This is a genomic window from Campylobacter concisus (assembly GCF_002165785.1).
GTDB classification, from domain to species: domain Bacteria; phylum Campylobacterota; class Campylobacteria; order Campylobacterales; family Campylobacteraceae; genus Campylobacter_A; species Campylobacter_A concisus_W.
The window spans coordinates 118,950-130,804 of sequence record NZ_NDYO01000004.1 but is presented as its reverse complement, the minus strand read 5'-3'; the positions used below and the strand labels follow the sequence as shown (position 1 = coordinate 130,804).

General features: G+C 39.5%; 11 protein-coding genes and 1 pseudogene. 1 reads left to right on the top strand and 11 read right to left on the bottom strand.

Translation table 11 applies throughout. The annotated features are described in order from the left end of the window. Positions 1-72: 72 nt before the first annotated feature. Positions 73-2,178: pseudogene (locus B9N62_RS03300) on the top strand (RNA degradosome polyphosphate kinase); the annotation flags it as partial. Between the two features lie 144 nt (positions 2,179-2,322). Here B9N62_RS03300 and B9N62_RS03295 read toward each other — a convergent pair. The 11 genes from B9N62_RS03295 to B9N62_RS03245 form a co-directional block, all read right to left on the bottom strand. Further along, on the bottom strand, positions 2,323-4,131 hold the full coding sequence (locus B9N62_RS03295) for a menaquinone biosynthesis decarboxylase (protein ID WP_087584480.1): 1,809 nt from the start codon (positions 4,129-4,131) through the stop codon (positions 2,323-2,325). A gap of 335 nt (positions 4,132-4,466) precedes the next feature. Further along, positions 4,467-4,832 carry an Imm10 family immunity protein gene (locus tag B9N62_RS03290; RefSeq protein WP_087584358.1) on the bottom strand — a complete coding sequence of 122 codons (366 nt, stop codon included), beginning with the start codon at positions 4,830-4,832 and terminating at the stop codon, positions 4,467-4,469. Between the two features lie 3 nt (positions 4,833-4,835). Next, positions 4,836-5,765, bottom strand: coding sequence for a hydroxymethylbilane synthase (gene hemC, locus B9N62_RS03285; RefSeq protein WP_087584357.1), 930 nt, complete (start codon positions 5,763-5,765; stop codon positions 4,836-4,838). A gap of 8 nt (positions 5,766-5,773) precedes the next feature. After that, a complete protein-coding gene (locus B9N62_RS03280) occupies positions 5,774-6,205 on the bottom strand; it encodes an FxsA family protein (protein WP_087584356.1) in 432 nt (143 codons plus the stop codon). After that, positions 6,202-7,902, bottom strand: a complete 1,701-nt coding sequence (locus tag B9N62_RS03275) for a proline--tRNA ligase (RefSeq protein ID WP_087584355.1) — start codon at positions 7,900-7,902, stop codon at positions 6,202-6,204. The genes B9N62_RS03280 and B9N62_RS03275 overlap by 4 nt, the downstream gene beginning before the upstream one ends. Next, the gene (hemA, locus tag B9N62_RS03270) at positions 7,892-9,175 is read right to left on the bottom strand and encodes a glutamyl-tRNA reductase (protein ID WP_087584354.1); all 1,284 of its coding nucleotides are present in this window, start codon (positions 9,173-9,175) and stop codon (positions 7,892-7,894) included. The genes B9N62_RS03275 and hemA overlap by 11 nt, the downstream gene beginning before the upstream one ends. Continuing rightward, positions 9,175-10,068: a polyprenyl synthetase family protein gene (locus tag B9N62_RS03265; RefSeq protein ID WP_087584353.1), complete on the bottom strand. Its 894-nt coding sequence runs from the start codon at positions 10,066-10,068 to the stop codon at positions 9,175-9,177. The genes hemA and B9N62_RS03265 overlap by 1 nt, the downstream gene beginning before the upstream one ends. Positions 10,069-10,078: 10 nt before the next feature. Then, positions 10,079-10,510 carry a hypothetical protein gene (locus B9N62_RS03260; protein WP_087584352.1) on the bottom strand — a complete coding sequence of 144 codons (432 nt, stop codon included), beginning with the start codon at positions 10,508-10,510 and terminating at the stop codon, positions 10,079-10,081. After that, positions 10,503-10,757: a DUF2018 family protein gene (locus tag B9N62_RS03255; protein ID WP_087578691.1), complete on the bottom strand. Its 255-nt coding sequence runs from the start codon at positions 10,755-10,757 to the stop codon at positions 10,503-10,505. Before B9N62_RS03255 ends, B9N62_RS03260 begins: the two co-directional genes overlap by 8 nt. 48 nt (positions 10,758-10,805) lie before the next feature. Then, positions 10,806-11,429 (bottom strand): HAD family hydrolase, encoded by a 624-nt coding sequence (locus B9N62_RS03250; RefSeq protein ID WP_087584351.1) that lies wholly within the window; start codon positions 11,427-11,429, stop codon positions 10,806-10,808. Next, positions 11,426-11,758 (bottom strand): hypothetical protein, encoded by a 333-nt coding sequence (locus tag B9N62_RS03245; protein ID WP_072594946.1) that lies wholly within the window; start codon positions 11,756-11,758, stop codon positions 11,426-11,428. Before B9N62_RS03245 ends, B9N62_RS03250 begins: the two co-directional genes overlap by 4 nt. Positions 11,759-11,855 lie beyond the last annotated feature (97 nt).

Genomic DNA, 11,855 nt, shown 5'->3' with positions numbered 1-11,855 from the left:
ATTGTAACCAAAATTTTAAATAAAGTAAGAACTTTATAACCGCACATATCATAAAATAACTCAAAAACGCACAAGGAGAAGATGATGAGCGAAAATGAAACTCTTTTTATAAACCGAGAACTAAGCTGGCTACGCTTTAATTCAAGGGTGCTCGCTCAGTGTGAAAAGGAAATTCCTTTACTTGAAAAGCTAAAATTTATAGCCATTTATATGACAAATCTAGACGAGTTTTATATGATCAGAGTTGCTGGCTTAAAGCAGCTTTTTGCAGCTGGAGCTACTACAAGCAGTGGCGATGGTATGAGCCCACTTGATCAGCTAAGAGAGATTAGAAAATATTTACAAAATGAGCAAAATTTAGTAGAAGATCACTATAAAAAGACAGTAAATGCTCTTAGTAAAGAGGGACTTTTTATAAAAAATTATGACGAGCTTGATGATAGTTTGAAACAAAAGTGCGACGAATACTTTTTCTCAAATATCTTGCCAGTCATCGTTCCTATCGCTGTTGATGCGACTCATCCATTTCCGCATCTAAACAACCTTAGCTTCTCTCTTGCCGTTAAGCTTGCTGATATTGAGCATCCAGAAATTTTAAAATACGGCATGATAAGAATTTCAAGAGTCTTGCCACGTTTTACACAGCCAAGTAGTAATGTTTTTGTGCCGATTGAAATGATCGTACACCGCCACGCAGAAGAAATTTTTCCAGGGTATAAGCTACTTAGCTCGGCTGCTTTTAGAGTGACAAGAAATGCTGATATCGTCATCGAAGAAGAAGAAGCAGATGATTTTATGATGATACTTGAGCAAGGGCTAAAGCTTCGCAGAAAAGGAGCTTTTGTTCGTATGCAAATCGATAAAAACGTAGATGCTGATATCTTGGAATTCTTAAATTTTCATATGAAAATTTTTCATAAAGATGTCTATTTTTCAAGCATTCCACTCACTCTTAGCTCGCTTTGGGAGATAGCTGGAAGTAAAAATTTTACCCACCTAGCAAATACACCTTACGTTCCAAAGACACTACCACCATTTGGTAATGGCATATCTGTATTTGACGCCATAGATAAAGAAGATGTGCTCTTAGTGCATCCATTTGAGAGTTTTGATCCAGTTGTAAGCTTTATAAAAGAAGCTAGTAAAGATCCAAAAGTCATATCTATTCGAATGACACTTTATAGAGTCGATAAAAGCTCACCAATAATTCAAAGTCTAATAGACGCCGCAAGTGACGGCAAGCAAGTAACCGTGATGGTTGAGCTAAAGGCAAGGTTTGACGAGGAAAATAACTTGCACTGGGCAAAGGCACTTGAAGACGCAGGTGCGCACGTGATATATGGCATCACAGGCTTTAAGGTGCATGCAAAAGTTAGCCAGGTCATCCGCCAAATCGGCGATAAGCTTAAATTTTATATGCACTTTGGTACAGGCAACTACAACGGCAGTTCGGCTAAAATTTATACTGATGTTAGTCTATTTACGAGTAAAGAAGAATTTAGCCAAGATACGACTTCGTTTTTTCATATCCTCTCAGGATATAATAAAAATCGCCGTCTAAACGCTCTTAGCATGTCGCCTTTTCAGATAAAAGAGCGCATTATCGAAAAGATAAGAGTGGAAGCTAGCAAAGGCAGCGAGGGTAGGATCATCGCCAAAATGAATGCGCTAATCGACGAAGATGTGATAAATGAGCTTAGCCGCGCATCAAACGCAGGCGTGAAGATCGATCTTATAGTTCGTGGTGTGTGCGGACTAAGGCCTGGCATAAAAGGCAAAAGCGAAAATATAAAAGTTCGCTCAATAATCGGCAAATACTTAGAGCATGCTAGAATTTTATATTTCAAGCACGCCAATCCAAAAATTTACATCTCAAGTGCTGACTGGATGCCAAGAAATCTAGAGCGTCGCTTGGAGCTTATGACGCCTATTTTTGAGCCAAGGCTTCAAGAGAGGTTGCTTGAAATTTTAGAGCTTCAGCTAAGCGATAATGACCTAGCTTTTGAGCTACAAAATAGCGGTGAATACGTAAAAGTAGCAAGAAGTAAAAATGAAAAAGTAATATCTTGCCATGAAGTTTTGGAAAATTATATATCTAAAATTTATAAATCCGTAAAAAAAGATACAGATAAAGCAAAAGCCGATATGCTCGCAAGCAAGCTCTTAAAAGAGAGCTAAAAACAAATTAAGCTTTTAGACCCAGTCTAAAAGCTATTTTTAAATTAGCATAAAAACACTAGCGTTTGATTAAGTAAGTCTTATTAAAAATTTCAAATCCGCAGCAAAAAGCAAAATTTATAAATTTACTTGAGTACCTCAAAGCTAACCAAATATTTCAAATTTTTTAAATAACTCTGGCTCATCTTTTACGATACCGCGCTTAATTAGATCAACAACTACTTCGCGGTCACAATCCGTTTGTAACGGCCAATCTCTCGTATATCCCTCACGCTCATCTTTACTAGTGGCATCTACGCAGAAATTTTCGCCCTCGATGTAGATATCACGCAAGGCATCGATATTATTTGTCACACGCCAAAGTAGCATATATGGGTTTTCAAGGTGATTTTGCATATCTACAACGATAAGGAGTTTGAAAAATTCTCTAAATGTCAAAAGCTTGTCAAAAAGCTCTTTTACCGCACAGTCTTTTTCAAATTTCACTACACAAATAGGCGTTTTGGTATCCGTTTTAAACTGCCTAAGCTCTTTTACATTTGGAGTAACGCTTTGAAATTTAGCCAAAAGCTCGCTGTCGCTTAAAACCACAGGGCTAAATTTACAAAAGTTTTGCGTCGCATCTACGCCGAGTTTGCCACCAAAACACGAATTTGGACTAGCATGATCAAGCTGATCGCACACACCTTGGCTTATTAGCACACTTTGGCTACCAAAATAATTTAAAACAAAGCTAGTAAATTCATCATAGTCTTTAAGCTCAGGCGCATCAGCTCCAACAAAAATGGCATGTTTTACAAAACTCATCTGTCCAACGCCCCAAAATGCGTGCATAGCCTGCTTTGCATGAGCTGGATAGAGCGTATTTATCTTGGCTAAGATTAGGTTGTGAAAAACGCCATTTTCAGGCATATTGTAGTCCAGTAGTTCAGGCACGGTCGTTCGCAAAAGCGGCAAAAAAACCCGCTCAGTCGCCCAGCCCATATATTTATCCTCAAGTGGTGGCTTTCCAACCACAGTCGCGTGAAATATCGGCTCACGCTTACTAGTTATCGCCGTTACATCCATCACCGGAAAAGGCTCGATAGGTGTATAAAAGCCAGTGTGATCGCCAAATGGCCCCTCGAGTTCGCTCTTAGTAGTATCCACGAAACCCTCTATCACGTAGTCTGCATCGTGCGGGACGCAAATTTCATTCGTTAAGGATTTTACAAGTTTGGCTGGCTCTTTGCGGATAAAACCATAAAGCAAAAGTTCAAAAACTCCCTTTGGAAGCGGTGCTTGCCCACACCAAATATAAAGCGGATCACCGCCAATGGCTACTGAAACTGGCATTTTTTTGCCTGCACGCTTGTACTCGTGAAAGAAATTTGCACCGTCTTTGTGGATCTGCCAGTGCATGCCAAGGTGGTTTTTGTCATAAATTTGTAGGCGGTACATGCCTAAATTTTGCAAATTTCCATCCAAGCTTTGCGTATAAACCTGCCCCATCGTAATAAAAGCGCCACCATCATGCGGCCATGTTTTTAGTGCTGGGAGTGATAGCAAATCAGCATCCTCACCTATAAATTTCACCTGCTGGCACTCACCCTCACCTTTTAATCTCTTAGTAAAAATTTTTCTCATGCTAAAAAGATAGGCTAAAAAATCAAGCTTTTCTTTGAAATTACGAGGTTTTTTGGGTTTTAAAAGCTTTTCTATCTCTTCTGCTATCTCATCAGGCTTTAGCCCAAAGATAAGCTCAAGCGCGCGTTTTGAGCCATAGATATTTGTAAGCACTGGGGCAAATTTACGCCCAGTTTTTTTGCAAACTGGGTTTTTAAAAAGTAACGCTTGCGAGCCCTCACGCTTGACCTCGATATAGCTTGCATGCGCGATCTCAAGATCAATATCTGTTGGCTCATCGATAACACAAAGTAGATTATTTTCTTTTAAAAGCTTGATGTAGTCCATATTTCGCCTTTTTGATTTTTGGGCGATTTTAGCCAAAAATAGCTGAAAAAGGCTAAGCAAAGCGGATGCCTATTATTTATCACACTTATCAATAGTTATCAGAGTATTTGATCGCTATCTCGGAGCCACCTTTGCGATATTTCCTCGCCGTTTAAATAGACGCAAGTACTCTAAATTTATACTCCATTGTCGAATGTGCGCAAACTAGTGTTCAACGCACAGCCACACATGGCCAGCATACTTACGTCTTTTCCAAAGTAATTCATCACAAATTTTTTGTTAGGTTAAACACTAGATGGCATCACAGTTTTGAAAACGGCAGTAATTTTTTTTAATTACTTCGATATGCTACATTTTAGCAGTTTGCCAAATATCTCTTTGCTATATTTCATAAAACGCTCATTAAGCTTTACATCCTCTATATCAACGCTAATAACGCTATCTTGCACCTCAAAAATGATGCTCTTATCAGTGATCTTCACCCTTTTGCAAGCGTTATAGCAAACGTCGCCGTTGCACTCTGCGTATATGCCGTTTATGTCGGCGTTTTCGTCGTCATCTTTTTTGAGCTTGATCGGTCTTTGAAAGATTATGTAGTTTTTGTAGTCGTATTTGTCGTCTGCAAGACCGATCATATAGTAGTTGTCTTTGCTATTTTTAGTAGCGGTTAGGGCTTTTGCTTTAAATTTTAGCTCAAACACACTCTAAGCCATCTCTTCAGCGCGTTTTAGAAGTTCTTTCGCCCCTTTTTCTATAAATTTATGAGCTAGCTCCTTGCCAACGCTTTGAAATTTATCTTTGCTAACCTTTAAGCTATCTTTTATAAACTCGCTTCCATCAGGCAGACCAACGATCGCATCGATAGAAATTTTATCACCTTTTAGCCTTGCACTTATGCCTATTGGCACCTGGCAGCCACCCTCCAAAACGCTTACAAAGTCACGCTCGATAGTCGTTTCTATAACTACATTTTCGTCGTTTAGAAAAGAAATCTCATCTAAAATTTGCTTCTCATCTCTAGCCTCTACCCCAAGAGCACCCTGCCCCATTGCAGGTATCATCTCGTCAAAACCAAATGTGTAGATATGTGCCACTTCAGCCTTGATATTTAAGCGATTTATGCCAGCCATCGCCAAAATGATTGCGTCAAATTCACCCTCTTTTAGCTTTCTAAGTCTAGTTTGCACATTTCCACGAAGCGAGATAATCTCAAGATCAGGCCTCATGATAAGTAGCTGCATCTTACGGCGCAGACTCGTTGTACCAACCTTTGCGCCATGTGGTAAGTCACTAAATTTAGCAAATTTCTCACTTATCATCGCATCTCTTGTATCCTCGCGTGAGCAAATCGCTACAAGTTTAAGCCCTTCTGGAAAGACTACTGGCACATCCTTTAGGCTATGCACCGCGATGTCAGTCTCGCCTTTTAGCATGCTATCTTCAAGCTCTTTTGTAAAAAGCCCCTTACCGCCGATCTTCGCAAGTGGCGTGTCAAGTATCACATCGCCCTTTGTCTTCATACCCTCAAGTACGACCTTCACACCCTTGTGCTGCGCCTCGATCCTAGCCTTGATATACTCGCTTTGCCAAAGCGCTAAGATACTCTTTCTAGTTGCTATTTTTATCTCTTTCATCGTCTCTCCTAATTTACTATTTTTGGCTCTTCTATGACCTCAACATCGATAATCTCGCCATCGTCTTTTTTAGCATTCTGCTCGCTAAAATTTTGAAATTTAAACTCCTGATAGCTCTCGTTTTTCGCTGCATTTTTCTTAAATATCAAAGAAAAAACGACTACGGCTATACCAAAAATATCTGTTAAAATTCCCGGTAAAAACAAAAGCATTCCGCCAAAGCTAAGCCCTAACTGGCTAAATAAATTTCCGCCAAGAAAGCTTTTAAACGCCACTTGAGGCGAATTTAAACTAGAAAATCCAGCATTAAAAAGAAGTGCGATGCCAACAAATCCAGAGACCAGCACCTCAAGAAAGTAGTTTAAAAAGCCAAATTTATCAACAAAAAGATAGATAAATATCGCTTCTATCAAAAAAAATAAAAATGCGAAAAATCTCATAAGCTTTCTTTTATCTTTTTAAAGGCTTCATTTGTGTCGATCGTTTCTTTACTTAAACCATCTCTTGTGATAAACTCAACCTTGCCATTTGCAAATTCTTTACCCACAAGTAGCGCATAAGGGAAGCCGATGAGTTCAAAGTCATTCATCTTAACGCCAAATCTCTCGTTTCTATCATCAATAATAACGCTAATGCCAGCTTTTTTAAGGCTCTCATAAAGCTCAAATGCAAATTCCACGCCCGCCTCATCTTTTAAATTTGAGATGATGATCTCCACGTCAAACGGCGCACACTCTTTTTTCCAGATGCAGCCCTTCTCGTCATGGCTAGCCTCTATCATCACAGCGATAAGCCTGCTTATACCAATGCCATAGCAGCCCATCAAAAATGGCTTTGCCTTGCCGTTTTCATCAAGATATGTCGCGTTCATCGCAGCTGAATATTTATCGCCTAGTTGGAAGATATGACCGACTTCTATGCCCTTACTAAGTTTTAAATTTCCGCCACACTCTGGGCATTTATCGCCCTCTTTTACCTTTACAAGGTCTTTAAATCTCTCTTCATTAAATCCGCTAACACTAACGCCAACAAAGTGGTAATCCTTTTCGTTGGCACCACATATCATATTATTTGCGCCTTTTAGCTCGTTGTCTATGTAAAATTTCACATCTTTTAGCCCAACCGGCCCGCAAAATCCAGCCACAAGCCCAGCTTTTATAATCTCTTCTTCGCTAGCATCGACAAGTTCGAGCGCCTTGCAAGCATTTTGTGCCTTTATCTCTTGAAGCTCGTCATCACCCCTTACAAAAAAGACCACGACCTCTTCCTTGTCCTCAAAAATCGCCTTTTTCATAACAGCTTTTATGCAGTAAAACTCGCTAACTTTGAAAAATTCTGCCACACCTTTTATAGTCTTTGTATCTGGCGTTTTAAATTTAGCCGCATCCGCCTCTGGAGCCTCAACCTCGCTAACTCTTGGCTTGCGTCTTGCCGCCTCGACGTTTGCAGCATATCTGCAAGCCTCGCAGCAAAGTATATCGTCCTCGCCATTGTTTGCAAGCACCATAAACTCTTTACTGCCACTTCCTCCTATCGCTCCGCTATCAGCCTCAACAGCTCTAAAATTTAGCCCCAAGCGGGTAAAAATTTTGCTGTAAGTTGCCTCCATAAGGTCAAACTCACGCTTTAGATCCTCTTTGCTCGAGTGAAAGCTATAGCCATCTTTCATAGTAAATTCACGCCCTCTTAGTAAGCCAAAGCGTGGTCTTGCCTCGTCACGAAATTTAGTATTTATCTGATATAAATTTAATGGCAGCTGCTTATAGCTAGTAACCTTACCACGCACCAAAGCAACGGCTGCCTCTTCGTTTGTCGGACTTAGCACAAAGTCATTTTCTTTTCTATCCTTAAAGCGTAAAAGCTCCTTGCCAAAGACGTTGTAGCGGCCACTTTGTTTCCAAAGCTCGCTTGAAGTAACCACGCTAAAGCTCACTTCTAGCGCTCCAGCCTCGTCCATCTCCTCTTTTACTACACGTGAAATTTTATCGTGCATGATCTTTCCAAGCGGCAGATAGTTGTAAAGTCCGGAGCCAAATTGCTCGACAAATCCACCCCTGATCAAAAACTGATGACTTGGCAAAGATGCGTCTTTTGGTGCTTCTTTAGTCGTTGGGGCGTAAAATTTACTAAATTTCATCTATATCTCCTGCTTGAAAATTTTGTTCATCTTGTATGTCAAATAAAAATTTAACTCCATTTGAAAGCTCACTCGCTCTCTCCTCGTCTGCAAGTCCTTTTAGCTTCATAGTTGGCTGGTGCAAAAATGCCTTAAAGACTTGATGGATGAGCTTTTGCGCCTCCTCAAAGTCGCTATGTTTTAAATAACCCTTTTTTATCGCCTTTTCTAGCTCATTTTTAGCACAAATTTCAGCTTGCTTGCGGATCGATTTTATGAGTGGAACGCTCATATCTTCTTTTAAAATTTTTAAAAATTCGCTTGTGCCTTGACCTACGATCGAATAAGCCTTTTGTGCTTGCTCCTCTCTTAGGGCTAAATTTTTCCTTACTATCTCCTCTAAACTATCAACCGTATAGACAGTAATAAATTCTGTATTTATAAGATCAATATCCCTTGGTACGGCAATATCAAAAAAGTATCTGTGAAATTCTCTTGGTTCGATTATGGCGTTTGTGATGATAGCGTGCGGGGCCGCGGTGCTTGAAAATATCAGATCGTAATTATTTACATACTCTTTTAATTTTAAAATGCTATCCCAGCTAGCGTTATCACCCAGGCTATCAACTAGCTGCTCAACACGATCCGAGCTTCTGTTTATGATGATCACCTCTGCGCCACTTGAGATTAGGTGTTTTGCTGCTAGCTCGCCCATTTCGCCAGCTCCTACGACGATAGCGGTTTTGCCTTCAAGCGTGCCAAAAATTTCTTTTGCTTTTGCCACAGCAACGCTTGAAACAGAGATAGGGTTTTTAGAAATTTGAGTTTCATTTCTAACTTTAGCAGCACATTTACATGCATAGTGGATGATTTTACTGATTTGTTCGCCGCAAGCTGAGCTATCGTAAGCAAATTTAAAAGCATTTTTTAACTGCCCAACGATCTGCGTCTCGCCGACGACTAGGCTATCAAGCGAGCTTGCCACGGCAAAGAGGTGGTGCACAGCTCCGCTATCTTCATAAATATCAGCCCTCTCATAAAGCTCATCTTCAAAAACACCTGAAAATACAGACATGCATCTAAACGCATGCGTCGTTGCACTTTCTAGATCACTAACGCTTGCAATTATCTCGACTCGGTTGCATGTGTTTAAAACCATACATTCGTTTATACTTTTGTTTGATCTTAGTAGTTTTAAAATTTGCTCTTTTTTCTCATCGCTATCAAATGCAAGCTTTTCTCTAACTGAAATATCAGTATTTTTATATGTAAAACTTATATCTAAATAGTGCATTAAAATTCCCTATCTATCATGCTTTTTATGATCCCTTCAAGCTCGGCGTTTTTATACTCTTTTATCGATTCTATCGCTTCATTTCCAAGCCTTTTTGCTTCATTTACTGCTTTTTGAAGCGAATTTGTCTTAACAAATTCCTCTTTTAGCCATGAAATTTCGCCCGCGTTTAGCTTCTTTGACCAAAGCGATTTAAGCTTTGTCTTACCAGCTTCGTCTAAGCTCTTATAAAGATAAATGTAAGGAAGTGTCGTTTTGCCTTCGACAAAGTCATTGAGTGCTGGCTTGCCAAGCGTTTTCTCATCTTGAATTATGTCTAATATGTCATCAACGATCTGAAACGCAAGGCCTAAATTTTTGCCATAAATTCCAAATTTCTCGCTATCTTTGCCAGCTAGCTTTGCTCCGCAAATAGCCGTGGCTTCTATCAAAACAGCTGTTTTATAGTAGATCATTTTTAAATATTCTTGCTCGTTTTCATTAAAATTTTCAGCCATTTTCACATCCATCATCTCGCCGATACTTAGCTTGCTGACTGCATCTGAGATGATAGCTGCGATGCTTGGATCAAATTTTGTAAGCTCAAAATAAGCCTTTGAGTAGAGGATGTCGCCCAACATAACCGAGTTTTTACTACCAAAAAGCGCGTTTATGCTTGGCTTGCCGCGTCTTATATTTGCCTCGTCTATGACGTCGTCGTGTAGTAAGCTTGCAAGGTGGATGAGCTCGATGATAGCGCAAAGCTTAAGAGAAATTTCACTCTCGCCCGCTATTTTTAAAAGAAGTTTTGAGCGCAGCTTCTTGCCTGAGCTTATCTTTAAAAACATCTCAAACGCCCCTTTGTAGCCAAGCTCGCTTATAAATTTACCCATTATTTCATCGATTTTATCCATTTTTATCCTTCTATTTAGCCTCATCTGGATCTCTAAAACCCACATCCACACGCTTGCTCTCATCTAGCAGAGCCACCCTAAAATGCGCCTTTTTATCCTTAAAATCAATAAATGATATATAAAGGCTTACGCTCTCATTTGGCGGCATCGTAAAATCAGGCAAAACTCGCTGCATATAGGTGTTTTGTCCTTGTCTTAGCGAAAAGACCATCTGCCTTGGATAGCGCCTAAAAAAGCTTTGCACAGTGATATTTGTACTATCAAATAGCGTCCAACGAAAGTCAAACGTTTCAACCCTTTGGGTTCGCTTTTCAGTTATAAAGACCCTAGCCCACTCATCTTTTTTAAGCTCAAATGTATGCACCGAACTTGGGTCAAAATTTGGCTCTTTTGCAAAAGCAATGGAGGCAAGCAAAGCAATGAGCGCGAAAATCTTACTCATTTTGGCTTAAAATTTCTCCGCTAAGCTCGATATATAGGTCATTTACTCCGTTATAAATTTTATCTTGCTCTGAGACTATAAAATTTCTGATCTCGCCCTCGCTAATGCCATGCTTTTCGCAAAGCTCGCTCATAGCCACAAATTTTTCAAAAATTTTATCTATCTCGTTTTTAACCAAAACGGCATTTGCGTTAAACAAAATGTCATAAAATTTATCCCTCGCACTGCCCTCAAATATATCTATCATCGCTGTTTCTTTGAAAATTTCTTAAGATTATAGCCAATTAAAACTAAGTTAGAAATTTAATATTATCTCCCACGCCTCGCTAACATTTTTGGCGTTATACGTGGCTGTTTTGCTCTCCTCGCCAAATCCCCAGCAAACTTGTACATAAGACATATTTGCATTTTTAGCCGCTAGCTCGTCTTTTAAGCTGTCTCCTACAAAGATCGCTTTGTTAGCTTTAGTTTTACTAACAGCTAAGTGAAGCATCGCAGGATCTGGCTTTTGCGGTATCTCTTTGCTAGCGCCGATAACCTCGTCAAATAGCTCATAAATTTCATTTTTCTTTAAAATTTTCTCTAGTGTATCGTGTGGTGCATTGCTTGCCAAAACAACCTTGTAGTGAGCCTCCCTGCACTTTCGCAAAAGCTCTTTTACACCATCATAGGTAGTCGCACACTCATCGTAAAATTTCTTAAATTTCTCTTCAAAGCCCTCTTTTAAACTCTTGCTTGGAGTGTCGATGCCGTAAAACTCAAGGGCCAAATTTCTACCTGGCTCGTTGATCGCTTTTATGATAAATTCCCTATCAAGTGGCGATAAATTTAGCTCATCTCTTACTTCATTTACCGTTTTATATATCGCCTCGCCGCTATCGATCACCGTGCCGTCCATATCAAAAATAACTGCTTTCAATCCTCATCCTTAAATTTATTTTTATGTTTTTCTTTTTTATATGTCTTTTGATTTTTGAGCTTATCAAGCAGGTTTGCCGCCTTTAAAAGCTCCTCTTTTGGGGCGTTTTTGATAAGCAAATTTATAAAATTTTCTAGCGCCTTTGAGTATGGCTGATCAAGATAGACAGCCTCGACTTTTTCGATGACTTTCGCGTTTTTCTCCACTCTTTGGCGAAATTCAGCCTCGTCAAAGTCATCTCTTTTTAGCCCATTTATCGCTGATTTTGCAAATTTTTCTAGCGCACGAAGATATTTTACACGTTTAAATTTGTCCGTAACTTGGTTCAAATTTTTCCTTTTTTTTGGCAAATTATATCAAAATTTGATTTTATCCCCTAAATTTTGGCTTTGCTAATGTATAATTTACGCCAAAATCACCTTAAAA